21 protein-coding genes and 1 tRNA gene are annotated in these 24,059 nt (G+C 38.2%); 14 read left to right on the forward strand and 8 right to left on the reverse strand.

Annotated features, from left to right (window positions below):
• Positions 1–225 precede the first annotated feature (225 nt).
• Together EI546_RS01440 and EI546_RS01445 are read right to left on the reverse strand one after the other, a co-directional pair.
• Entirely contained in the window at positions 226–993 is a 768-nt protein-coding gene (locus tag EI546_RS01440; protein ID WP_128248872.1) for a DUF3891 family protein, read from the reverse strand.
• A gap of 3 nt (positions 994–996) precedes the next feature.
• Complete coding sequence (locus EI546_RS01445; protein ID WP_128248873.1) at positions 997–2,199, reverse strand: aminotransferase class I/II-fold pyridoxal phosphate-dependent enzyme; 1,203 nt, start codon at positions 2,197–2,199, stop codon at positions 997–999.
• A gap of 167 nt (positions 2,200–2,366) precedes the next feature.
• On the opposite strand from EI546_RS01445, the gene EI546_RS01450 reads away from it, so the two are divergent.
• From EI546_RS01450 to lpdA, 3 genes are all read left to right on the forward strand, one after another.
• Positions 2,367–3,950: a S41 family peptidase gene (locus EI546_RS01450; RefSeq protein ID WP_128248874.1), complete on the forward strand. Its 1,584-nt coding sequence runs from the start codon at positions 2,367–2,369 to the stop codon at positions 3,948–3,950.
• Between the two features lie 101 nt (positions 3,951–4,051).
• Complete coding sequence (locus tag EI546_RS01455; protein WP_128248875.1) at positions 4,052–5,248, forward strand: IS256 family transposase; 1,197 nt, start codon at positions 4,052–4,054, stop codon at positions 5,246–5,248.
• 320 nt (positions 5,249–5,568) lie between these two features.
• Entirely contained in the window at positions 5,569–6,969 is a 1,401-nt protein-coding gene (lpdA, locus tag EI546_RS01460; RefSeq protein WP_128248876.1) for a dihydrolipoyl dehydrogenase, read from the forward strand.
• Positions 6,970–7,416: 447 nt separating this feature from the next.
• Here the strand turns inward: lpdA and EI546_RS01465 are convergent, their stop codons facing one another.
• Together EI546_RS01465 and EI546_RS01470 are read right to left on the reverse strand one after the other, a co-directional pair.
• Positions 7,417–8,397, reverse strand: a complete 981-nt coding sequence (locus EI546_RS01465; protein WP_128248877.1) for a cell envelope integrity protein TolA — start codon at positions 8,395–8,397, stop codon at positions 7,417–7,419.
• A gap of 16 nt (positions 8,398–8,413) precedes the next feature.
• A tRNA-Arg gene (locus tag EI546_RS01470) sits at positions 8,414–8,503 on the reverse strand.
• A gap of 650 nt (positions 8,504–9,153) precedes the next feature.
• Between EI546_RS01470 and EI546_RS01480 the strand changes: the two genes are divergently transcribed.
• From EI546_RS01480 to EI546_RS01490, 3 genes are all read left to right on the forward strand, one after another.
• Positions 9,154–9,546, forward strand: a complete 393-nt coding sequence (locus EI546_RS01480; RefSeq protein ID WP_128248878.1) for a hypothetical protein — start codon at positions 9,154–9,156, stop codon at positions 9,544–9,546.
• Positions 9,547–9,771: 225 nt separating this feature from the next.
• The gene (locus tag EI546_RS01485) at positions 9,772–10,092 is read left to right on the forward strand and encodes a hypothetical protein (RefSeq protein WP_128248879.1); all 321 of its coding nucleotides are present in this window, start codon (positions 9,772–9,774) and stop codon (positions 10,090–10,092) included.
• Positions 10,093–10,368: 276 nt separating this feature from the next.
• Positions 10,369–10,686, forward strand: a complete 318-nt coding sequence (locus tag EI546_RS01490) for a T9SS type A sorting domain-containing protein (protein ID WP_128248880.1) — start codon at positions 10,369–10,371, stop codon at positions 10,684–10,686.
• A gap of 584 nt (positions 10,687–11,270) precedes the next feature.
• Here EI546_RS01490 and tnpA read toward each other — a convergent pair.
• The 3 genes from tnpA to EI546_RS01505 all read right to left on the reverse strand — a co-directional run bounded on the left by tnpA (position 11,271) and on the right by EI546_RS01505 (position 12,595).
• A complete protein-coding gene (tnpA, locus tag EI546_RS01495; protein WP_128248881.1) occupies positions 11,271–11,711 on the reverse strand; it encodes an IS200/IS605 family transposase in 441 nt (146 codons plus the stop codon).
• Positions 11,712–11,971: 260 nt separating this feature from the next.
• A complete protein-coding gene (locus EI546_RS01500) occupies positions 11,972–12,205 on the reverse strand; it encodes a hypothetical protein (protein ID WP_128248882.1) in 234 nt (77 codons plus the stop codon).
• Between the two features lie 75 nt (positions 12,206–12,280).
• Positions 12,281–12,595 carry a hypothetical protein gene (locus tag EI546_RS01505; protein WP_128248883.1) on the reverse strand — a complete coding sequence of 105 codons (315 nt, stop codon included), beginning with the start codon at positions 12,593–12,595 and terminating at the stop codon, positions 12,281–12,283.
• A gap of 1,427 nt (positions 12,596–14,022) precedes the next feature.
• Between EI546_RS01505 and EI546_RS01510 the strand changes: the two genes are divergently transcribed.
• The 4 genes from EI546_RS01510 to EI546_RS01525 all read left to right on the forward strand — a co-directional run bounded on the left by EI546_RS01510 (position 14,023) and on the right by EI546_RS01525 (position 18,636).
• Positions 14,023–14,325, forward strand: coding sequence for a DUF1456 family protein (locus EI546_RS01510; protein ID WP_128248884.1), 303 nt, complete (start codon positions 14,023–14,025; stop codon positions 14,323–14,325).
• Positions 14,326–15,035: 710 nt separating this feature from the next.
• Complete coding sequence (locus tag EI546_RS01515) at positions 15,036–15,650, forward strand: YqaA family protein (protein WP_128248885.1); 615 nt, start codon at positions 15,036–15,038, stop codon at positions 15,648–15,650.
• Between the two features lie 65 nt (positions 15,651–15,715).
• Positions 15,716–16,981, forward strand: a complete 1,266-nt coding sequence (locus EI546_RS01520) for an MFS transporter (protein WP_128248886.1) — start codon at positions 15,716–15,718, stop codon at positions 16,979–16,981.
• Between the two features lie 473 nt (positions 16,982–17,454).
• Positions 17,455–18,636: a dicarboxylate/amino acid:cation symporter gene (locus EI546_RS01525; protein WP_128248887.1), complete on the forward strand. Its 1,182-nt coding sequence runs from the start codon at positions 17,455–17,457 to the stop codon at positions 18,634–18,636.
• Positions 18,637–18,657: 21 nt separating this feature from the next.
• On the opposite strand, the gene EI546_RS01530 is transcribed toward EI546_RS01525, so the two are convergent.
• The gene (locus tag EI546_RS01530; protein ID WP_128248888.1) at positions 18,658–19,314 is read right to left on the reverse strand and encodes an alpha/beta hydrolase; all 657 of its coding nucleotides are present in this window, start codon (positions 19,312–19,314) and stop codon (positions 18,658–18,660) included.
• 342 nt (positions 19,315–19,656) lie between these two features.
• Between EI546_RS01530 and EI546_RS01535 the strand changes: the two genes are divergently transcribed.
• The 4 genes from EI546_RS01535 to menD all read left to right on the forward strand — a co-directional run bounded on the left by EI546_RS01535 (position 19,657) and on the right by menD (position 24,027).
• Positions 19,657–20,628, forward strand: coding sequence for an ATP-binding protein (locus EI546_RS01535; protein WP_164905147.1), 972 nt, complete (start codon positions 19,657–19,659; stop codon positions 20,626–20,628).
• Between the two features lie 202 nt (positions 20,629–20,830).
• Positions 20,831–21,250 carry a PaaI family thioesterase gene (locus EI546_RS01540; protein WP_128248890.1) on the forward strand — a complete coding sequence of 140 codons (420 nt, stop codon included), beginning with the start codon at positions 20,831–20,833 and terminating at the stop codon, positions 21,248–21,250.
• Positions 21,250–22,314, forward strand: coding sequence for an isochorismate synthase (locus EI546_RS01545; RefSeq protein WP_128248891.1), 1,065 nt, complete (start codon positions 21,250–21,252; stop codon positions 22,312–22,314). Before EI546_RS01540 ends, EI546_RS01545 begins: the two co-directional genes overlap by 1 nt.
• 30 nt (positions 22,315–22,344) lie before the next feature.
• Complete coding sequence (gene menD / locus EI546_RS01550; protein ID WP_128248892.1) at positions 22,345–24,027, forward strand: 2-succinyl-5-enolpyruvyl-6-hydroxy-3-cyclohexene-1-carboxylic-acid synthase; 1,683 nt, start codon at positions 22,345–22,347, stop codon at positions 24,025–24,027.
• The last annotated feature ends 32 nt before the right edge of the window (positions 24,028–24,059 follow it).

Here is a 24,059-nt window from a genome sequence, read left to right on the forward strand (position 1 = left end):
GTCACATAATAAAGATAATTACTGGGGGGTAATTAGAAGCTCTGGTAGATCTTCGGATCTTACCGGAGTTTTTTTTTGATATTTTCCAATATGCTAGAAAATTTCTCCTATAATATTTTACACCTTAATGGTATTTTTCATGAAGGGTAAGGATAAGGAATGTGGATTTTCCTCAAAACAAGCTCGAGAAGTATGGAATTTTCTCGTCAAAGAATTTCGAAAGTTTCAACCTTTTGAAATCTGGATTGAAAGTGTTTTTGCCTCGGCCTGAAGAAAGGCCTTTTTCAGTCCATTTTTTCTTATTTCTTGTTTCAGAAGATATTTTTGATCAATACTTACTTCAAATGGATCTTTAAAGGGATAGGGCTCAATGTTTATTCTGTCTCGCTCCGGCCAATAGGCTATTAAATCCTTTTTTCCATTAGGGCTAAAACCAGAAGAGTTTTTAAAACCTTTCCTGAAAAAATAATGCTCCTCGTCCTTGTTAGTTCCTGGACGATTTAGACAGAGATAAAGAGAAATGTTATCACAGAGTTGCAGAAGTTGAAATTGCTTATGTAGCAAATTTCCATCGCTTAGTTCAAGTGAAGTTCGTAAACGATTTTGGCGTTTATTTTCCGCTTGTAAAAACTCCAGACTTAGTGGATCTGCCGTTTCCTTTTTAATAAAAGAGGTATAATGCATACTGCACAAAAGACCGGCATAAGGATTCATTTCTTCCGTTTCTGCCAGCCCTAATCGGTAATAATTCAATTTCTCCTCAATGGGATAGTCGATAAAGTCGTAAGGACGCTCTGTTATAGCGTTCCATTCAGGTAGAGCGTCCGGTAAAATCCAACTGCGGTCGTGCTCGTATATGGCAAATAAACAATCCTTAAAATGAGGATCGGCTAAAAAGAAATGTTCAAAATGCCGTGCAATCTCTCCCGACAAATGGGCGTGATCATTTTGGCGGGTAAGGATGTATTTTTCATTTTCCTCACGAACAATCATTTTTTATTTCAAAACGTTAACTTTTACCATGCACTCACGCATCATTTTATAGGTGCGCTCAATGTCGTTATCCAATCCAATGGAAAAACGGATTAAACCGTCACTAAGTCCCATTTCCTTTTGTTCGTCTTCTGGAATTTCAGATGAAGTGGAAGAACCTGGAGCGCTAAATAAAGTTTTGTAAAATCCTAAACTGACCGCAAGATATCCAAGGTTGCGCTCTTGCATCAATTCCATCAATTCGTTTGCCTTATCGAGACTGCCTACATCAACGGTCAGCATGCCACCGAAACCGTATTCCGCATTCATCATTTTTTTGAAAAGCTCATGCCCGGAATGTGATTTTAATCCTGGATAAACAGTCCTTAAACCGTCTTTTTCAAATTTTTTAGCTAAATATAGCGCGTTTGTGCTGTGCTGTTTTATTCTTATGTGAAGTGTTCTCAGGTTTTTTAAAATGGAAGCTGCCCGTAAACTGTCCATAGCTGGTCCTAATAACATATTCGCACCATCATTTACATTTCTCAGGCTGTCGATAAACTCTTGCGAGCCACAGGTTACGCCACCCATAGTATCGCTACTGCCGTTAATGAATTTTGTAAGACTGTGCAAAACGATATCGGCTCCTAATTCTGCGGGCGAAATACTTAAAGGTGAAAACGTATTATCGACCAACAATTGCAGATTGTGTTTTTTGGCAATTTTTGAAAGCCCCTTAATATCGGCAATCTCCAGAAGTGGATTACTCACTGTTTCGCAATAAATAATCATAGTGTTTTTGGTAATCGAACTTTCTACTTGCTCAAGATTTGTAATATCCACAAAGGAAGTCTCAATATTTAATCTTGGTGCGAAGTTCTTCAGAAAAGCATAAGTTCCTCCATAAATCGTTCGGCTGGAAACTATATGATCTCCAGCTTTGCATAGTTGTAGAATTGCAGGGGTAATAGAGCCCATTCCAGTTGCGGCAACATGTGCGGTTTCTGTTCCTTCCATCGCAGCAAGGGCTTGACCCAAATAAAGGTTTGAAGGAGTAGAATGGCGAGAGTATAAGTAACATCCTTCGGCATTCCCCTCAAAAGTATCAAACATAGTTTTAGCGGAAAGAAAGGTATATGTGGAAGAATCGGAAATAGAAGGATTTACACCTCCAAATTCTCCGAAATATTGTAGATCCTGAATTTTGTCTGCTGGTTTAAAAGCCATAATGATTTTTTTTGGTGTCCTGCAAATTTGCAAAAATTGGGAAGCATATAAAAGCAAAGGGACTTTAATTATTTAAAAAAAAATGGTAATTATGTCCCTTCAAATTGCAATTCCTTTGGGGATTCTTCATTTTTACAAAAAAACAACGATTAATCAAATTGATAATAATGAAAATAAAACTACTCCTCCTTGCCACTTTAATTGTTTTCTCTTCTTGTGGCGGTGTCAAGAAATATAATGAGCAGATCGGTAAACTCCATTCTCCACAAGAACTGAAAGATGATGTGGACGCAGCGTACAATCAGTTAAAAAAATATCATCCCAGATTGTATCAATACACCTCCAAAGAAGTATTGAATTTTAAATTTGATAGTTTGAAACAGTCTATTAAAACTCCACTATCCAGTAGAGATTTTTATGAGAAACTTTCGCCTGTAATAGCAAGTGTAAGACAGGGCCATTTGGTTATCAGTCCCCCAAACATAAAACGCAACCGAAAAGAACGAAAGGAATTTCGTGAGAAGGCTTTTTCTTTTTACACCATGAAATTTGAATATCTCGATGAAAAACTATGGCTCATCAATGCTATGGGCAAGGATACATTGCTTATTGGGAGTGAGGTATTGGCAGTAGAGGATAAATCACCAAAAGAGCTTATTGAAAAGTACAATAACTTGATCGCGAGCGATGGCTATAATAAAACGTTCTATGATGGTTTTGTCGGATCAAGATTCCCCGGATTTTATATAAAAAATAATGGCTTCCAAGACAGTATCCGTATAACATTTAAAAACACCGATTCAATCTTTACGCAAACTATTCTCTGGAAAAACAAAAAGGATGCAGAAACAATTTCCAAAGATTCTCTTGCTGCTGGTGTTGGAGAGAAAATCGCTGTAAAAAAATTAACCAAGGAAGAAAAAAAAGCTAAGCAAATAAAGAAATACAATAGCAAAAGGGGATATATAGCTAGTACAAAAGAGTATACACGAACCTTTTCCTTAATTGGAACTGATAGCCTAACTGCGTATATGAAGATTAGAAATTTTTCTAATGGAAATCCGGATGATTTTTATGAAGAAACTTTTAATACCATAGATTCATTAGGGATTACCAATATGATTTTGGATTTACGGAATAATGGCGGAGGGAGCTTAGCCGAAATAGATGATCTATATTCATATTTCACAGATTCTCCATACACACTTGTAAGACCGAGTGAAGTTAATACCAGAACTCCCTTTTTTCCATTTTTAATAAACAATACAAATCCTGGTGTTGTTCAAGGCTTGGCAGTTTTGTTTAGTCCAGTCATTTTAACCCACAATCTCCTAAAAACTAAAAAGGTTGATGATACCATCTATTATAGATTTAAAGCCTCAAAAGAGCATAAACCGAAACCTAATAATTACAAAGGCAACCTATATGTTTTGGTAAATGGAAATTCCTTTTCGGCTTCCTCTATTCTTTCTACCCAATTAAAAGGAACCAATCGGGCCACCTTTGTAGGACAGGAAACTGGAGGAGCTTATAATGGAACTGTTGCCGGACTTTTTAAGGGTTATGAACTTCCAAATTCCAAGGTTTCTTTGCGAATAGGAATGATGCAGGTTGAAACATATTATAAGGTTGAACCCGATGGTTATGGAGTGCCGGTAGATAAGGAGATTACACCTACAAGAGCCGATAGAGAAGCCCAAAGAGATCCAGAAGTTGAGTGGGTCTTAAATGATATCAAGATTAAAGGATAAATTTAATGGGACTATCTCATAAAGTGTGTAAATAATAAAATAGCGGGGGCCGGCCCCCGCTATTTTATTATTTAGTTTTTAATCTTTAACTTTTACACATTATGAAGAAAGACGATTTAATTTCAGATGATTTTCTGAAGCAGTTCAAGACCCACGAGGAGCTCAGCGATTTTTTAAAGCAGATCCAGAAACGTGGGATCGAAAAGATGCTCGAAGGTGAGCTCGACGGCCACCTAGATTACGACAAACACCAGAGGTCCAATGGAGGCAACTCGCGCAACGGGCACTCCCGGAAGAAAATAAAAACCTCCTTTGGCGAATCCGAGATTGCCGTCCCCAGAGACCGTGAGGCCTCGTTCAATCCCATGATCGTACCCAAGCGGGGCAATATGGTCGATGGCCTTGAGAACGTCATCGTGTCACTCTATGCCAAGGGAATGAGCAACAGCGATATTGAGGAGCAGATACGTGAGGTCTATGATTTTGATGTGTCCACCTCGACCATATCCAGGATCACGGAAAAAATATCGGGCGATATAGTTGCCTGGCAGAACCGTCCCTTGGAGCCGGTCTACTTGATTGTCTGGATGGATGGCATCGTATTCAAGGTCCGCGAGAACTCCAAGGTTATTAACAAGACCATCTACATAGCCGTTGGCCTGCGCAGGGACGGTAAAAAAGAGGTCTTGGGGCTATGGCTTGGCAAGAACGAATCAGCAGCTTTCTGGATGAGCGTATTGACCGATATAAGGGCGCGCGGCACAGAAGACATCCTTATCACGGCCACCGATAACCTCAATGGTTTTACGGATACGATCAAGAACGTGTTCCCCGAGTCCAAGACCCAGATATGCGTGGTACACCAGATACGCAATGCCTGCAGGTACGTCGTATGGAAGGATAAAAAAGCCTTTACCGCAGATATGAAGCATATCTATAACGCCCCAAACCAGGAGGCCGCCAAGATGGCCCTAGAGGATTTTGCCCAAAAATGGAACGATAAATATTCCTATGCCATCAAGAGCTGGCGCGACAACTGGGAAGAGCTCACAGTGTTCTATGAGTTCCCGTTGGAGATACGCAAGATCATCTATACCACGAACCTTATCGAGAACCTGAACGGGAAGATAAGAAAGTACACCAAGAACAAACTTTCCTTCCCAACGGACGATGCCGTGATGAAATCCGTATATTTGGCAGTAAGGGAAGCCACCAAAAAATGGACAATGCCCGTCAGGAACTGGGGCATTATATTAAACCAGTTCCTAACGATCTATGAAAAAAGGGTCAGACTCTAAAAAAGTCCAACCCCTGTTATTTTAAACTTACACACTTAACGGGATAGTGTCAATTTTAAACACTCAATTTGTCACCCCTCCTTCGGTTTATCCGCCCAAGGAGTGTGCGCAAACTTTTAAACCCTTGAACATCTGAACATCTGAACTCCTCAACTCCTCAACTCCTCAACTCCTCAACTCCTCAACTCCTCAACTCCTCGACTCCTCAACTCCTCAGCTCCTCAGTTCCCCCAAAATCCTCCCAAACTTTTAAACCCTTAAACTTTTATCACAATACTCAGTATTTGTACCTTTGCCACTTCATTTAAAATACGAAAAAAATGTCAAAATATGATGTTGCAGTAATAGGGTCTGGCCCTGGGGGATATGTAGCCGCCATTCGTTGTGCACAATTGGGCTTAAAAACCGCTATCATTGAAAAATACAATGTATTGGGCGGAACCTGTTTGAATGTGGGCTGTATTCCGAGTAAGGCTTTACTGGATTCGTCCCACCATTATGCCGATGCATTAAAACATTTTGAGGAACACGGAATTGAAATTCCGGGCGATATAAAGTTGAACTTTAAAAAGATGATAGCGCGAAAAGCCGCTGTTGTCGATCAAACCACCAAGGGCATTGAATTCTTGATGGATAAAAATAAAATCGATGTTTATACGGGAACAGGTGCTTTTAAAGATGCTACCCACATCGTTATCTCTGGTGAAAAGGAGCAAACCATTGAAGCTAAAAACACAATTATCGCTACGGGAAGCAAACCGAGTTCACTTCCATTTATCAAATTGGATAAAGATCGAGTTATAACTTCTACCGAAGTTTTGAGTTTAAAGGAAGTGCCAAAACATCTGGTGATAATAGGAGGTGGGGTTATTGGTCTTGAGCTCGGTCAAGTATATCATCGTTTGGGAGCTGAGGTTTCCGTAGTAGAATATATGGATCGCATTATTCCAACTATGGACGGAGGACAAAGTAAGGAACTGCTTAAGGTTTTAAAGAAGCAGGGAATGAAATTCTATCTATCCCATAAAGTTTCCGCAGTTTCCAAAAAAGGAAAAGAAGTTACCGTAACAGCCACGGATAAAAATGACAAGGAAGTAACAATCAAAGGAGATTACTGTTTGGTTTCCGTAGGAAGAAGACCTTTCACCGACGGTTTAAAAGCTGAAAATGCTGGAATAAAAGTTACCGAGCGCGGAATGATCGATGTAAACGATCAACTCCAAACAAACATAAAAAACATTTACGCCATTGGCGACGTAGTCCGTGGAGCGATGCTCGCGCACAAAGCTTCGGAAGAAGGAACCATGGTTGCTGAAATTATTGGAGGACAAAAACCACATATTAATTATAATCTTATCCCAGGGGTGGTTTACACTTGGCCAGAAGTTGCTTCCGTAGGAAAAACCGAAGAGCAACTTAAAGAAGCCAATGTGGAATACAAAGCAGGACAATTTCCTATGCGTGCATTGGGTAGAGCTCGCGCTAGTGGAGATTTAGATGGTTTTGTGAAAATTCTGTCTGATAAGAAAACGGACGAGGTTCTAGGAGTGCACATGGTTGGCCCACGTGTAGCTGACTTGATTGCTGAAGCCGTTGTAGCAATGGAATATCGTGCAAGTGCCGAAGATATTGCCAGAATGAGCCATGCACACCCGACGTATGCTGAAGCAGTGAAAGAAGCCGCTCTTGCAGCTACAGATAATCGACCACTACATATTTAATACTTTATTATAGTAGTATAGAAAAAGTCCCGCAATTGTGGGACTTTTTTTATTCCCTTAATTTATCCTGTAAGGTTTCTTTTGAACCTTGGGCCGCAACAGAAAATAGGCCGTTGCATATATAGTTGCTTTATCCTGCAAGGTTTCTTTTGAGCCTTGTAGGTATTCTAATTTCTAGCAATGGTTATAGTATCTTTATCCTGCAAGGTCTTTTTTTGACCTTGTAGGTATAAACTTCAATTTCTTAGAACGATTATGCTAGGAAGTTACATTGAATTTTAAAAGAGGGTGTCTAAAAATTAGTTTTAGAGGTCAGTTCGAGCGCAGTCGAGAACCCTAAGTTTCTCACTTACAATTAGGTCTCGACTGCGCTCGACCTGACAAACTGATTGTTTTTTACTTTTAGACATCCTTTTCTTTTTTGGTCAAAAAATTTAAATCTTAAACCTAAATCCCTTTAGGAATAATTCCTTTGTCTTGCAGGTTTCTACGTTTGGCCACACTCATTGCTTTTATTTCGTCCGCACTATACGCTCTGTAAATGGTATTAGCTCCCTTTCTATTAGTTTTTTCTTTTGCATTTTGTTTAGCTTCTCTGCGTCGCCTGTCTGTTTCTTTGGCTTTTTGTGCGGCTTCTAGCCTTTTAACCTTCATTCTTTCAGCGTGATCTTTATTTTTTGCTTCGTGGATGGCTTGTTTTGCTTCTTTTGCAAGTTGCTGCTTTTGTGCAATTTCTAATTGTTTATTTTTTTCGTTTTCTATATAAGTTACTTCATTTTTAACTACAACTTCCAACCTATCGGCTATGGTCTTCATAGCTTTAGCAATAGCTTGCTTTTTGGCATATTTAAAACTAATGGACTGATGAAAGCCTATAACTTCAGTATTTAATAACACCGAAATATGTTGTATTTTTTCTTCATCCTCGGTGATTACTAATTTTGGTTTGGTATCAAAATGCTGTTTGCATAAAAAGATAAGTTGATCCCAATGGTTCTTAAGCTTATAATTTTGAGGTAGCAAATGATTATTAGGCAATATGACTAGCTGAAAAATAAAATCCTGCAGTTGTTTTTCGGTCGCATTTTCATACACAAGTCCAAAAAAAGCATAGCTAAAAATATGTTTCTGTTTAGCCACATCATCCTTGTTTGCAATTCTTTGGATAGTGCGAATGTATTTATCAAAAAATGTATCCAAGAAACTTTGCTTAAAAATATTTCCTAAAAAATGTTGCAACTGCATTCCATTTCCGGCGGTGTTTTTGAAAATCCATTCGGCTACTTTTCCTTTAAAAGCAAACTGCCCGAGAAAGACATAACGCGAATTGTTTTTTTCTGAAAAACTATTGTGGGTGAGTACCTGTTGCAAATGGTGTTTTTCATAGTCAATTGCATAACGCTCAAGCAAGGTTTCTAGCTGTTTCATAAACCGCGAAAATTTGCACGCCCGTCAGGAATCGAACCTGAACTGAGGGGTTGGAATCCCCAAAACGGCACCGAAAGCCGTTGTGCTGCCGTTACACTACGGGCGTAAAAGTGGAGCAGCGTGTGGGAATCGAACCCACGCTTACGTACTGGAGGTACGTCGTCAAGCTTTGAAGGCTTGTGTGCTGCCATTACACCAACGCTGCATATAAATAGTATTGAAAATTGTTGAGCAAATAGAATTGCCACCATCTGGGGAAGTGGTAATATGAAAAATTCCATACGAAGTAATTTGAGAATATGCATTTGCCGTTTGCCGTCTTTCATAAAGTAAACATAAAATAAATTTTGTTTTTCAACACTTTTTTTACGTACTTTTAAAACCGTAATCGTTTTTTTACACGAAAACCAAAACTAAACCATAAGACAAAAGCGGCATAGGGTGTTGTTGCCTTCATGAACCGACTGGAAGAAAAGGGATATTATAATTTTTTACAACCTTGGTAAGCTTGTGATACATTCGTTAAAGAAGTTAGGGTAGGGATGCCCGATGAAGTCTCGAAACATGCACACGCGGAACAATACCAAAGACACAAAAAGGTTGTAGCTGAAAAAATCTCTTGAGGCTTATTGAACATTGGCAAGTAAAGAACAAAAAACCCATAAAATTACAATTATGAAAAATGTTCAAAATTGAAATAGAAAAGCATCGCTCGTTTTTAAGGAAGTGGATGGCGTAGTTACAAAATCCATTACTTTGTGCGAGCTGGGTGCCAGTGCTCTGTTGGCAAACCAAGACTTTTCAGATCCTTCAGCAACATTCTCTCTTAAGAAAGGCGCTGCTGTCGCTGGAATCGCTCTTGCTAGTTTGGCAGGAATTCCTGAAGCATCGGCTCAAGAATATCCCTCTACTCCTCAAATCGCCTTAGAAGTCGATCAGACACAGGCAGTCCTAAAAGCTGTGTTTATCGCCAAGCCTGATTATCAGTTCAATACACGTCCTGATTCATCTAGTACTGGTTTTTCCATGCATAGATATAATCCTGCTACTTTAGGTTTTGATCAGCTTGCTGTGGTATCTAGAGCAAATCCCAATGGCGTAATTACCGATATTGAATTTATCGGAGGAGCAAGTGCTCAGACTCCGTGAGTAAGATATACCATGTCCTTAAGTACCCTAACGGACGGTATATATGTTCTTGATTTTATAGGAAGATATGGTGGTAGTCAAAATGCTACAGAAACATATGTTCTTCTCGAAGTACGTGATGGTAAGATAGGACTGAGAGCAACAGCAGCAGGACTTGAAGGATTATGAGCAAGTCGAAACAATCTCTATAGTCCCGAGATAAGCGAGTCCCTCTTTGCCAATAACGTGGATATTACCTCTATCGTAGTGAATGAGAGTAATGATGGATTTACCTTAACGGGTGAAGTTGAACAACTGACTTCGGTAGCTCCAGCAGCAGGAACAGTTCCTCTGGACGTGGCACAAGCAGGACAAGGAGCAAGCAATGGAAAATTTGTAGCTACGTTGGAAGATATGAGTACCATCGAAGTAACTGGAAGCTTTACCTGGAATGCAAGTAATAATAAACGGATCGTGACTGCTCAGTTACCTGCTTCGTGTGAAGGTAAAGTACTTACGATAAAACCCAAAGACCACTCGAATTTTTCAAATACTTTTCAGGTATGAGATTATGAATATGCAGCGACTGATGGTATCGGTAAGATCAATAATGCAGCATCTGAAACCATCGAAGGACCACACTTTGACCTTGCCCAAGGATATGAGAATGCCGTTCTAAATACTGATGGAACCTATGATATCTCTTATAGTATCGACAATGTACCAGCAGATCACACGCCTAGCGCTAGTTTTGATGGTACTCCTGGAGTATTCTCTGCGGGTAATACAGAAGTAGTTTTCTCTCACGTGACGATCATTCCTAACAATACTTATGATGTTGTGATGACAGACGGAGCATGTGAGACTATACAAGTATTTGATGCGAATGCTCTCGGAGTAATGGATTATATCAATATGGCCAATGATCTCAAGATCGCCAGAAATCCACTCCACAACAATATCTTAGAATTAGAATATCCTAAGAATATATCATATCTGGATGTTACCGTCTATGATATGACGGGTAAGAAAATAGCCGAGTATAAGAATACTGCACAAGATACCGCTCTTGTCGTCAATGCAGGATCAGGAATCTATATCGCACAAGTTGTCGATCCTATTACTGGGACAGGGAAGAATTTAAGGTTTGTTATTCAATAATATATCTTATCCCTTAATTGAAAAAGAGTAGATGCAATTATGTATCTACTCTTTTTCGTTTTTTGAAGCCTTCAACTTGACTCCGTAAATCTTTTTAAAAGTCCAGTTAATTTAACCATTACAACACGGCTATTCTCCTCATTGAATAAGGTAATAAGGTTGGGGTGGTTTTGTGTTACTAAGGTAATAAGGTTTTTTTGTATGTTTTTGTGGTTACTGAGGTAATAAGGTTTTTTTGTATGTTTTTGTGGTTACTAAGGTAATAAGGTTGAATTGGTTATTTGTTGGAAGGTTACTAAGGTAATAAGGTTTTTTGTATGTTGTTGTGGCTACTAAGGTAATAAGGTTTGGTTGTTATGTGTTTGTGGTTACTAAGGTAATAAGGTTTTATTCCAATTCCCTGAACTTTTGCTTGGGTGTAATATTTTTTTTATTCACTCGGTCATACCCTTATTACCTTAGTAAATTGGAATGTAGGTGAATCGACCGACTTTATCACCTTAGTAAATAGGAATACGTGTGGATGGACAGACCTTATTACCTTAGTAAAAAGAAATGCGAGTGCACCGACAGCCCTTATTACCTTATTCCCATTTTAGAGTGCGCTGATAAAACTTGACAAACTTGTCATATTCCTCCTGAAAGGTTACTTTTTTATGGTGCTCTGGTTGGTTCAAAATATACTTGCAGACTTTATCCACATCAGCCTTTGAAACCGAAAAAGCAGAGCCCGATTCTTGCCATTGGAAATTTCCCGCACATAATTTTTCTTTGCCAATAAATTGGGACGAGCCATCAGCTACCTTAGTCAAGAGCTCAACTTCCGAGATTCTAGGATTTCGAGATACTAGAATATGAACATGTTCCGGGTTGGCATAGATCGCATACAGCTTGCTCCCTGTATTGTTCACGATTCCCGTAATGTACTTTTCTATTCGCTCTCTACTCTCTTCTTTGATAAACGGATACCTGTTTTTGGTAATCAGGATAAAATGCGTGTACAGGTTGTTATAATCTATTTTCATAGTAATAGAGTTGCGATGGTTAGGTGTTTGTGGGTTATTAAGGTAATAAGGTAGGGGAGGTTTTGTGTGTTCGTAGTTACTAAGGTAATAAGGTTGAGTTGGTTATTTGTTTGTGGTTACTAAGGTAATAAGGTTTTGGTTATCGTCTAAGATTTACTTTATCGTATGTTTTGTTCACTTAGGTAATAAGGTTTTAATTATCGTCTATTTTTTTTGAGTGTCTAATTGTCAAAGTTAGGAGAGTTTCTATAATTGCGTATCTACTCTTTTTCGTTTAATAAAGCTTTTATTTTGGCTTGGGTAGCGACATTCCATCCAAAGTTTCTCTGATTTGCAGGAGAGAATAAATTTGTAATCATCATCAAACTTGAAAGTTGGGTGTATTCAGTAATTCTGTAATCTTTGGAATAATGCATATAAGTGTCAAGAAATAGTTTGACAATGCTTTTATAGTCCTTATTATTAAGAATATAAGCAATCTTTATCTGTGTCAAAAAAATGCCAATATCTATTCCTGCTTCTCCATAGGGTATATCACTAAAATCTATTAGAAATATTTTACCTCCGGGTCAGATTATGATATTGTCGCCATGAAAATCGCCATGAAGATGGACACAGGGACGATTTTGGTCTACTTTCATCATTTTCATATATCCCTCGAAAGCTTTTTCAATCTGTTGGGCAAACCATGGACTGTCGGCAACTTCCAAAGTCATAGATTCATAATACGGTAGTAGGGATTGGGTGTTCGTAATCAACTCTCTAAAACCTCTACGATATACTGTTTTAGGATTATGTAGTCCGTTATAAACCTGACTATGAATCTGTGCAATATGCTTTGCGACAGCTTTTATATTGCTTGAAGAACACTTTAACAGGTTCATAGTTTGTCACGACACATACTCCTGCAAATGATAATGATTGTTATCCTGTTGCTTATAGCCATAAGATTTCACATTATTATATTGGTGATTAAGGTCATACATCATATCGGACAGGATGAGGCTTTGTGATATATCACTATCATAGTCATAACCCACAACATTTTTCCTTGCTATCTTTAAAATATACTTTCTTTTTCCTCACTCCAAAATATACACATGACAAAGATGTCAGGAGGTAAGATAATTGACACTTGTACTTTTGTCGTTAGTAAGTGTGTTAAAGTACTTTATAAGGGAATGGTCAATTGTGGATAACAGCGCTACTATCTCAGATCGTTCATCAACTACAGGAATAACTTTTAAGTTTCAATCTTGATTATCTTTCATATCTATTTAATTTTTTCACTGTACATACTACTTTCATTGAGTTCAATAAGCTTCAAGAGAACACAATACAAACACCTTTCTTTTTCTTTGGAATTGTTCATCTTAGGTATCATTCAAAACTTTATTGGGTATCCCTACCGTAATTATTTAATGAATTTACCCCAAGTTTACCAAGGTTTTTGTAAGATATATCAATCTCCTATCTTCCAGCAAGTCATGAAGGCGACAACACCCTATGATGCTTTTGTCTTGTGGTTTAGTGCAATTGTTTCGTATATAAGGAACGTATTAGTATTACGAATATAGAGATTGTTATCAATTTTGCATATAAAAAAATCTAGAAAATGTTTAGTAATATCGAAATCGAAAACGAAACTGAAATCGAGGGTGAAGTTGAAATGGTAGAGGAAATAATTTTTCCAATGTCGCCTTACTTAACCAATTAGGGTTCACAAAATCTATTTTCCCCTTTAGAGCCTGTCCCGAACTGGCTTCGGGAGGTAGGGAATCTAACCTATATTTCCAATTCCCCCTCGGGGGGCTAGGGGGACAGGCCTTTAGAAACTGCCTCTCGGCTTCGCTTGCCTTCCCAAGGCACGTAGGCAGGCTCGGGAACTGAAATAGAAATCGAAAACGAAGTTGAAGTTGAAGTCGAATTTGAAGAAAATAGTTTCCGTTAATTATTTGAGGAATTAAGGATAGCAAAATCTTTTTCCTCCCCTTTAGAGCCTGTCCCGAACTGGCTTCGGGAGGTTGGGGTCTTATGAAACCGAAATCGAAACTGAAAACGAAATCTAGCATCGAAAAATTCTATGCAATATTTTCATTTCCCTCTATAGCGGTTAGGGGATCTAACCAATATTTCCATTCCCCCCTCGGGGGCTAGGGGGACAGACCTTTAGAAACTGCCCCTCGGCTCCTTTCGGGAAACGGAATTGGAAATCGAAATGGACGATGAATATGAACCTTATACAAATAAATCCCCCATCATTAACTAATAACTCCCAAATTCAATACCTTCGCATTAAATCCGAATTATTATGGCGCTTACCAATAATGATATCATGAAAAAATTGCGTGTAGCCCATAAACTGCGCGATGAGGATATTGTAAAAATATGCTCCTTGGTCGATTTTGCTGTGAGCAAGAGCGAACTGGGAGCAATTTTCCGTCACGAAAGCCATGAAAAATATATGGAGTGCGGCGATCAATTTCTTCGTAATTTCCTCAATGGACTGATTATTCATTTACGTGGCCCAATGCCTGAAAAAAAGAAGATAGAGCCTAATGTTGGGCCCAAACCAACTGCAAAGCCTAAAGCCAAACCAAAGCTGAAGCGTTAGTTTTCAATTTCAATTTCATCTGGTTGGTCTTTTGAGACAAATCTCTGGTTTTAATATCTATGCGCGAACTTTCTTAGCGTTGGGTCTTGAAAAATATGCCGGTTTTTATCCAAAGCATTTAAGTTGAAAAGCTTTTGTGATTCAGATTTAATTCGTTTCTGAGTGTTTCTTAATGGATTCATGCTGCTGGATATTTTGGGGTTAATTTAAATATTTTTTGTTTCGTCTTTTCTCATTCCATTTATAGGCGTGTGAATTTACAGGTCTACGGATACTGTTTTCTGTGTTTAACGTTCTCATGGTCTTGTTTTTTGATATAACTATTCTATACTTCTATTAATTTCTTTTTTTCCTGTTTGTTTCCTACCGGATTACCTAAATCTTCTTAAGCTATTCCAGTAGTATAATTTTGAGGTTGTCATTTTTGAGATCACGTGGTGTTTGTCTTGAGTTTTCATTTTGAATTTATTTATTGGGTTATAACTAAAAGACGCAGGACAAAAAGATTTGTTACAGTACTATGTTATGCAATATAGTAATTTGGCTTAATTTTAACTTTTTCGGAAATGGGGGAGAGGCAAATTTCCTGAATATAAATGTTTAACACAGGTTTAACCGATGTTGCGAACGTATTATATTGTGGGAGTGTAGACTTCATCTTATATTTGCCACACTATTAACCCTATAAGTATCCTCATTTTTGAATTGTAATGAATACCGTGCGTAAATCCGAAACGAACAAGCTTAAACGTACCCACCTGTATTATAAATACACAGGATTCTATTCCTTTGTGGGGCAAAGCCTTAAAAAGGCAATTCCTCCAATATTGGTTGTGGTGGGAATATTGATTTTATTGAATGCATATGTTGTGGATTTTGGACAACTTTTTACCTATGTTACCGAAAGATATGCGCCAATAAACGTTCTTTTGGTTTTTCTTGCATCCGAATCTTTATTGGGATTGGTTCCTCCCGAAATTTTTATTGCCTGGAGCAATAAAATGCCAGAGCCTATTCTGTATCTATCCTTATTGGCACTTATGTCTTATTTGGGCGGGATTATTTCCTACTTTATTGGCAAATGGATATTTACCATTCCAAGAGTATACGCCTATTTGGAAGGAAGTATGAAAAAACATCTCAAGCATATCCGAAAATGGGGAGGTTTCTTGATCGTAGTAGGCGCATTGTTGCCGATACCTTATTCCATGACCAGTATGGCTGCGGGAATGATCCACTACAAATTTTCCAAATTCCTTTTGTTTGGTCTGCTTCGATTTGTGCGCTTCTACCTATACGCGATCGCTATCTTCAATTTAATTTAAAGATTAGTGAGGCGTTCATTCGTAATAAAACGTTCCTCATTATCCCAGCTGCTTAATTCTTTCCAATGAAGAAAAATGACCCCTATGCGGCATTACGGTTTAGGGAGTTCAATATTTTTCTATTCCTTCGCTTCGCAATGGTCTTTGCCTGGACTATGCAATTTGTAGTAATTGAATGGGAAGTTTATAGCATAACAAAAAATCCGCTTTTACTAGGACTAATTGGTCTTGTGGAAGTGGTTCCAGCTGTTTCCTTGGCTTTATTTGCCGGTCATATTGTGGATCAACGGGAGAAACGGGGGTTGCTAGTAAAATGCATCTTGGGCTTTTCTGTGGTCAGTCTCGGACTTTTTCTTCTTACTTGGCCTAAGATTATTGGCGGTTTGGATACGAATACTACATTATATGCAATTTATTTTTTAGTTTTTCTGGGCGGAATCGTGCGTGCTTTTATGGGTCCGACAATTTTTTCTTTATTCTCATTATTAGTTCCAAAACGCGTATATCCAAATGCCGCTACTTGGAGTAGTTCGGTTTGGCAGATGGGTGCAGTAATCGGTCCCGCTACTGCTGGATTTTTTATTCATTGGATTGGTGTGCATTGGTCTATGTGTTTTGTTTTTGCTTTTTCCCTGATTGCGCTGATCCTGCTTTTCAGAATTCCCCGAAAACCTATTCTGAATCCAAAGATTGGAGAGCCGGTAATGCAGAGTTTAAAGGAAGGAGTGAAATATGTCTGGAATACCAAAGTTATTTTAGGTGCTATTACCTTGGATATGTTTGCCGTACTTTTTGGAGGAGCAGTGGCCTTGCTTCCAATCTATGCCCAGGACATTTTGAAAGTTGGTTCTGAAGGTTTCGGAATTTTACGGGCCGCACCGGCGGTTGGTGCTTTGGTAATTATGTTTACCTCAGCATATTTTCCGCTTAATAAAAATGCAGGATTAAAACTTCTGGCCGCGATATTCGGATTTGGGATCTGTATTATCGTTTTTGGTATTTCCACTTGGTTCTGGCTTTCGGTTGTAGCTTTGTTCCTAAGCGGAGCAACAGATGGAATCTCAGTAATTATTCGTCAGACCATTTTACAACTTCGCACACCCGATGCAATGCGTGGGCGGGTGGCTTCGGTCAATTCCATGTTCGTAGGATCTTCAAATGAACTAGGAGCTTTTGAAAGTGGCCTTACCGCAAAATTGATGGGAACAGTTACAGCCGTGGTTTTCGGTGGCGTAATGACCCTGATTACAGTGGTGGGTACAGGTGCCGCACTTCCAAAGCTTCGCAGATTGGATTTGCGAAAGGATTTGGAGGAGAACGAAAGGGCTTAACCTTTAATTCTTCAGATTTCTTTTCATTTGACGATAATATAGGCTCGGCTGGATATGCTGTTTATGCCTTTCCACGTATATTCGCAATTCTGAAATATGAAAATGCAAAAGTTTTATAGCAAAACCACTATGGATTGAAAAATCGAAGGGTTTAAAACGCAATGAAATTACAAACCATTATTAGGTTATTAAGTTACTCAGTTACTCAGTTACCTAGTTACCCAGTTATTCAGTTACTCAGTTACTCAGTTACTCAGTTACTCAGTTTTTCAGTTGTTTAGAGTGAACGTCTTAATAACTTAATAATCAATAACTTAATAGCTCACGTCTTAATAACTTAATAATCTATAACTTAATAACTCACGTCTTAATAACTTAATAATCTATAACTTAATAACTCTTATGGCGAGATTATTTTTCCAACCTGAAAGTTTTGCACCTAAGTGCATAGTTTCACCTAACGACTGTCATCTATGAAGCGCTTATTTTCCAATCTACTTTTCAGGGTTTTTCTAGCAATTGTCTTCGGAATAATCTTCGGACTTTATCTCCCCGAATCCGTCAATAGAATTTTTACAACTTTCAATGCTTTCTTTGGTCAATTCCTGAATTTTGCAATTCCACTGATTATTATGGGATTGATTATGCCAGCCATTTCGGATCTTGGGAAGGGGGCAGGAAAGTTACTTTTAATAACTGCTGCCATAGCTTATGGATCTACACTTTTTTCAGGTTTTATGACTTATTTTGCTGCTTCAAGCATATTTCCATCCCTATTGGCTTCTCAAGTAGATGCTACTGCCCAAATTGCCGAAACTGGGAAGGAACTAACGCCTTACTTCAGTATAATAATTCCGCCAGTTTTAGATGTAATGTCGGCTTTGGCTTTGGCATTTGTAATTGGTTTAGGGTTATCCTATCAGGAAAAATCAAGTTTGAAATCCGTGGTCAAGGATTTTCAAGTCATCATAATGCAATTGATAGAAAATGTGATTGTTCCGCTTTTGCCACTCTTTATTTTGGGAATTTTTGCAAGCATGGCCTATAGCGGAAAAGTATATTCCATTCTCTCTGTTTTTCTCAATATAATCGGGGTTATTTTCGCTCTTCATATCGGCTTGTTGCTAATACAATACTTAATAGCCGGCTCAATTGTGGGGAAAAATCCCATCCGCTTGTTGGCGAATATGATGCCTGCCTATTTTACTGCCCTAGGAACCCAATCTTCGGCAGCAACGATTCCCGTGACCTTGGAACAGACCAAAAAGAATGGCGTCTCCGATAAAATCGCAGGTTTTGTAATTCCCTTATGTGCCACCATACACTTGTCTGGAAGTACCATGAAAATAACCGCCTGCGCAATGGCATTAATGATTTTGGAAGGCATGCCATTTACCTTCACGCTATTTGCCGGATTTATAGCTATGTTAGGAATTGCGATGATCGCAGCTCCAGGAGTTCCCGGAGGTGCGATTATGGCGGCGATAGCTTTGTTGCAGTCTATGTTAGGTTTTAACGAAGAAATGATTGGGCTTATGATCGCCCTGTACATCGCTATGGACAGTTTTGGTACCGCTTGCAATGTCACCGGAGATGGTGCCATCGCTCTGGTAATAAACAAAATAACAAAACAAGGTATCGCTTATTCGACTTGAGCCACCAAATTTCAAGAAATGTTATTTGGAAAAATCCCATTTGGAAATTTTCATCAGAAATTCCTTGTTCACTTTGTGAATTCCTTCAAACACTTCTATTTTTAATCGGTCTTTAAAAAGTTTACTTCCTTTTAATTGTTCCTCGGTTTTTCGTGCTTCGGTAACGTATTGGTCTTTGTCGCCATAAAGATAAATAACCTTAGCAGTAGGATCTAGAAATTCAAAATCCTCTGGTTTCAGCTCCACTGGAATACCTCCTGAATGGAGAATCAGCATATTGCATTGAATTTTTCGTTTCGCAATCCACCGTGCAGCGATTGAAACTCCCTGAGAATATCCCAATACGATTAGATTGGGAATTTCATCTGTAATTTCGTTTTCAAATACTGCATCCACATAATTAAGTACGTTTTCAGTTTCCATTATGGTGTTTTCCTTAGTCAACCAAGAAGCACCAACATGTTTAAAGCGTTTGTCCTGATAGTATTTGGAGGGTGCTTGAGGCGCAATTATGTAATTTTCTTCAGAATTGAGTTCAGAGAAATAATTAATGAAGTATTTGCTTAAATAGCCCAAGCCGTGAAAAACCATCCAGACGTTTTTCGTCTTTTCGGTGAAGGAATTTAGGGTGGAATAGCTATTTGAAGTGGTGTAGGAGACCTGTTTTTCGATGCTCATTTTGTGGGGTTCAATTTTGTATGTTTACAAAAGTAAGGGATTAAAAAGACTATGGAACCTTCAATAATTGATATAGAAGTTTATTTGTACAGAAAAGAGACGGTCGCAGAATAATTCAACACGGGTTTTGAAGAAGGTGATGATGCAGAATGTTATTATCAAAAGTCCTCAGATTTTAAAACCCAAATAACCTTCAGTATCTGCATGAAGAGAAAACCTATTATTTTTTTAAAACTTCTTTCAAAACTCCTTATGTTTAATTCCAAACCTCAATAGAAATCATAAACAATGCTTACCGTTATAGAATTTGAGAAATTATTATCGAAATCTGAAAGTTCGGTTTTGGATTTCAAAAAGGAACTTTACGATTTTCAGAATCATCAGGATGGAACTTCAAAATTTATTAAAGACATACTTTCCTTTTGCAATACAGTAAGAAATGAAACATCATATATAATTTTTGGTATAAAAGAAATGGGGGATAGCTCTCTAGATTTATTAGGAATTTCGGAAAATATTGATGATTCAATTCTTCAAGAAAAGGCTAGAACAAAAATATTTCCATCACCAGGCTTTAAATATTATACACTTTCTTATAAAAGCAAACTATTTGGAATTTTAGAATTTCCAGTGACCAAGTATGAAGTTCCACTATCGCCAACAACGAAAATGAAAGGTTTAGAACCTGGAAAGTTTTATTTCAGAAATGGAACTTCTAATACCGAAGCTTCTGGACTAGAGTCCATTCATATTGGCAAATGGCTAGATAGCCTTCCAAATTTCAAAGTTAATTCAGAACAAAAGATAAAAACCTCAGATTTTATAATTAGGTTATCGAACGAAGATGAAAAGCTTTCAAAAGTTTTACCGGAATTGTTAGCATTCGCTACTGAAAATAATTGGGTAAATCTTGTTGAATTTTGTTCAATTCAGATTATTGGGATCCGAAGTCAAACCGATGAGGAGTATCCATATAGAATGCAAAAAGTATGGGGATCCATTTACCAAGCAGAATTTAATTCTAATCCATATTTGGTATTAACTCAAAATAAATTGCAAAAGGAATTAAATGAAGACAAAAATTTCTTTTCTTTAAAATTAACCTTCACTCAAAGTTTACTTGAATTAGAAAATATAATCAAGAAATTTGATGAGGATTCTGGATTTAGTATTACAATTCAAAAGAGGAATATGAAGGAAATATCAAAGGATGGCCCAGATAGGCCATTCTTTATTTATTGTCTTGAAGATGATTATAAATCGGTTTATAGCAATATTAGACAAAAAGCAATCGATTATTTAATGCTAAAATAATGGAATCTTCCAATACCTTTTCTCGTCTGCTTTTGAATGCGATTATCTAAACTTATACTTTGTTAAACCGGTTACTTATTTTCCATAATTAATTTTAACATATAAAATGAAATTGCTTACTCCGAAAAGTCGCTCATTTAATAACACTCCCTATTCTAAATCCCAATTCGTATTTTTACCACCCAATCCCAAACCCCAAAAAATGACCAAATCAGAAATCCTTACTGCCTGCAACAATATGTGCAAAAACACCCTTATGGAAACTCTAGATATCGAGTTTACCGATGTGGGTGATGATTTTTTGGTAGCCCGAATGCCCGTAACCCCAAGAATCCACCAACCCGATGGAGTTTTACACGGAGGTGCTTCCGTAGCTTTGGCAGAGAGTGTAGGCAGCGCGGGAGCATTTATCTTTTTAAATTCTGATGAAGTCGTTATCCGTGGTTTGGAAATTTCTGCCAATCACGTAAAAAGTGTACGCGATGGCTATGTATATGCGCACGCCAGTATTCTTCATAAAGGTCGCACCACCCAACTTTGGCAGATAAAGATCACCAATGAAGAAGGTGACTTGGTTTCCCTAGTAAAACTCACCACCATTACTCTCCCAAAACGCAATTGATGGATTTCAAGACCCTGATTGAAAAAGTTTCTCTGCAATACGAGAAAAAACTGCCCTTTGTGATTTTTTCTAAAACAAGCAGTGAAACTGTTCGCTGTTATTGTCAGCAAAACGACAACTTATATATCGACGATTCTCTGAGCAATAACGGTTTTGTGTTATCTCCATTTGATAGTCGTTTGGAAAGTTATCTTATTCCTAAAAACGAATCAGAAAGCTTTGAAACATATTTTAAAATTTCTGAAATAGAGAAGGAGCGGGTTGAAGTTTCAGAATTGGAAAGCGATCGAATTGCTTATGAAGAATTTATCTCTGAAACAATAGACACCATCCAAAAAGGGGATGCAGCAAAGATTGTCGTATCACGAAAGAAGGATTTTCAACTTTCCGATTTTTCGATAGCAAGTTTGGTAGAACGTCTTTTCTCTGCTTATCCAACCGCATTTAGATATGTTTGGTTTCATCCCAAAACGGGAATTTGGTGTGGAGCAACGCCTGAGATCCTTGTCAATATTGAACAGAACAAATTTAGAACCATGGCATTGGCAGGAACCCAGCCATACACTTCGGGAGAGATTACTTGGCGTAAAAAGGAAATGGAGGAACAGCATTTCGTGACTGAAGCAATTTTAGAAAATCTAAACGGAATTGTAAATGACATTGAAGTCTCTGAAACCCGAAATCATCGCGCTGGTTCGCTTTTACATCTTTGTACAGATATTTCGGGAAAATTGGGTGAAGAGGAGGGAGCTCTAGCCAAGATTGCCTGGGCATTGCATCCTACACCTGCTATTTGCGGTACGCCTCAAAAATATGCCAGGGATTATATTATTGAAAACGAAGGATATCCACGCGAATTTTATACTGGTTTTCTCGGTCCCATTGAAGAAGATAACGCTTCTGCCACGTTAATGGTCAATTTAAGATGTATGAAAATTGAAAATGAAACGGCATCTATTTTTGTAGGTGGAGGAATCACGGCAGATTCTCATCCAGAAGAGGAGTGGAAGGAAACCCAAAATAAAATGCAGACTATGCTACAAGTATTGCAGCCAATGCTTTAAAATTTTGCGCGTCTTCGTACCTTTGCTTTAATGAAATTCTCCACAAAATTACTCTCGCAGACCCTTGTACAATTATGCTTGGAAAAGGGCATCAATCATATCGTTATTTCTCCTGGATCCCGTAATGCTCCGTTAACCATCGGATTCGGCGAACATCCCAAATTTAAATGTTTTAGCGTTGTCGATGAACGCAGTGCGGCTTTCTTCGCCTTGGGAATGGCGCAGCAACTTAAAAAACCCGTTGCGGTTGTTTGTACTTCTGGCTCGGCGTTGCTGAATTATTATCCAGCTATTGCAGAAGCCTTTTATAGCGATATTCCGCTAGTGGTCCTTTCCGCAGACAGACCTGCCGAATTTATAGACATAGGAGATGGGCAAACCATCCGCCAGGAAAATGTATTTGAAAACCTTATTCTATACAGTGCCAATTGTAAAGAAGGAGAGGAATTTCAGGTGCATAATGAAACAGAAATAAACATTGCCCTGAATACTGCTTATGAGCTTAATGGTCCTGTGCATATAAATATTCCGTTTTCTGAACCTCTTTATAAAACCACCGAGCATCAATTGGTATGGCCGCAGAATGTACCACCAAGATTGCCGATAATTTCTTCCGGAGAAAATATTTCTCAAGAAGTGTTTACGGATTTTGTGGAGCAATGGAACAGCAGTAAACGAAAAATGATCCTTGTAGGAGTTTTAGCTCCCGATAGTTTGGAGCAAAGGTTTGTAGAACAACTTGCAAATGACGAAAGTGTTTTGGTTTTGACCGAAACCACGTCTAACCTCCATAATCCGAATTTTATTTCGGCTATTGATCAACTGATTGCTCCGCTCACCGAAGATGATTTTAAATTGTTACAGCCTGAGGTTTTGCTCACTTTCGGAGGAATGATAGTTTCCAAAAAGATAAAGTCATTTTTACGGACCTTTCCCCCCAAAACCCATTGGCACATAGATTCCAAAAGAGCATACGATACTTTTTTTGCATTGGATCAGCATTTTAAAGGAAGCATAAATGAGTTTTGTGCTGAATTCCTTCCGAAGACAGTAGAAGTAGCGTCTGAATATAAAAAGCACTGGCTTCAAATTAAAAATTATCGATTAGCCCGGCACGAAATTTATGAAACTCAGATTCCCTATTCTGATTTTATGGTTTTTTGTACGGTGCTAAGTGAACTTCCCCAAAATATTCAACTTCAATTGAGCAATAGCGCTACAATCCGTTATGCACAGCTTTTCGATATTCCCAGTTCGGTTGAGGTTTTCTGCAATCGGGGGACTAGTGGGATTGACGGTAGCACAAGCACGGCAGTAGGAGCAGCCTATGCTTCAAAATTGCCTACCGTTTTTTTAACTGGCGATCTCAGTTTCTTTTATGACAGCAACGGTTTATGGAATGATTGTATTCCAAGTAATTTCAAAATTGTGGTTGTCAATAATGGAGGAGGGGGTATTTTCAGAATTCTCCCAGGAGATAAAGATTCAGAATTGTTCGACACTTATTTTGAAACCAAACATAGCCTAAGCGCAAAGCAACTTTCGGAAATGTTTGGTTTTAATTATGCAGTCATCAATGACAAAGAGGATTTAAGAGAAAAAGTGAAGGATTTTTTCGGCTCAGAAAACGGTCCGTCTTTGTTGGAGATATTTACACCTTCAACGGTCAATGACGCTGTGTTGTTGGAATATTTTAGGTTTGTTGGTATTTAATCTTTTCCGTAAAACTCGGAACTTGAAACCTG

The sequence above is a fragment of the Aequorivita sp. H23M31 genome (genome assembly GCF_004022485.1).
GTDB lineage: Bacteria > Bacteroidota > Bacteroidia > Flavobacteriales > Flavobacteriaceae > Aequorivita > Aequorivita ciconiae.

Excerpts from the sequence above, each read along its gene's own strand:
- EI546_RS01440 (WP_128248872.1), bottom strand. The coding sequence starts at position 993 with ATGATTGTTCGTGAGGAAAATGAAAAATACATCCTTACCCGCCAAAAT.
- EI546_RS01445 (WP_128248873.1), bottom strand. The coding sequence starts at position 2,199 with ATGGCTTTTAAACCAGCAGACAAAATTCAGGATCTACAATATTTCGGA.
- EI546_RS01450 (WP_128248874.1), top strand. The coding sequence starts at position 2,367 with ATGAAAATAAAACTACTCCTCCTTGCCACTTTAATTGTTTTCTCTTCT.
- EI546_RS01455 (WP_128248875.1), top strand. The coding sequence starts at position 4,052 with ATGAAGAAAGACGATTTAATTTCAGATGATTTTCTGAAGCAGTTCAAG.
- lpdA (WP_128248876.1), top strand. The coding sequence starts at position 5,569 with ATGTCAAAATATGATGTTGCAGTAATAGGGTCTGGCCCTGGGGGATAT.
- EI546_RS01465 (WP_128248877.1), bottom strand. The coding sequence starts at position 8,397 with ATGAAACAGCTAGAAACCTTGCTTGAGCGTTATGCAATTGACTATGAA.
- EI546_RS01490 (WP_128248880.1), top strand. The coding sequence starts at position 10,369 with ATGACAGACGGAGCATGTGAGACTATACAAGTATTTGATGCGAATGCT.
- tnpA (WP_128248881.1), bottom strand. The coding sequence starts at position 11,711 with ATGAAAATAGATTATAACAACCTGTACACGCATTTTATCCTGATTACC.
- EI546_RS01505 (WP_128248883.1), bottom strand. The coding sequence starts at position 12,595 with ATGAACCTGTTAAAGTGTTCTTCAAGCAATATAAAAGCTGTCGCAAAG.
- EI546_RS01510 (WP_128248884.1), top strand. The coding sequence starts at position 14,023 with ATGGCGCTTACCAATAATGATATCATGAAAAAATTGCGTGTAGCCCAT.
- EI546_RS01515 (WP_128248885.1), top strand. The coding sequence starts at position 15,036 with ATGAATACCGTGCGTAAATCCGAAACGAACAAGCTTAAACGTACCCAC.
- EI546_RS01520 (WP_128248886.1), top strand. The coding sequence starts at position 15,716 with ATGAAGAAAAATGACCCCTATGCGGCATTACGGTTTAGGGAGTTCAAT.
- EI546_RS01525 (WP_128248887.1), top strand. The coding sequence starts at position 17,455 with ATGAAGCGCTTATTTTCCAATCTACTTTTCAGGGTTTTTCTAGCAATT.
- EI546_RS01530 (WP_128248888.1), bottom strand. The coding sequence starts at position 19,314 with ATGAGCATCGAAAAACAGGTCTCCTACACCACTTCAAATAGCTATTCC.
- EI546_RS01540 (WP_128248890.1), top strand. The coding sequence starts at position 20,831 with ATGACCAAATCAGAAATCCTTACTGCCTGCAACAATATGTGCAAAAAC.
- EI546_RS01545 (WP_128248891.1), top strand. The coding sequence starts at position 21,250 with ATGGATTTCAAGACCCTGATTGAAAAAGTTTCTCTGCAATACGAGAAA.
- menD (WP_128248892.1), top strand. The coding sequence starts at position 22,345 with ATGAAATTCTCCACAAAATTACTCTCGCAGACCCTTGTACAATTATGC.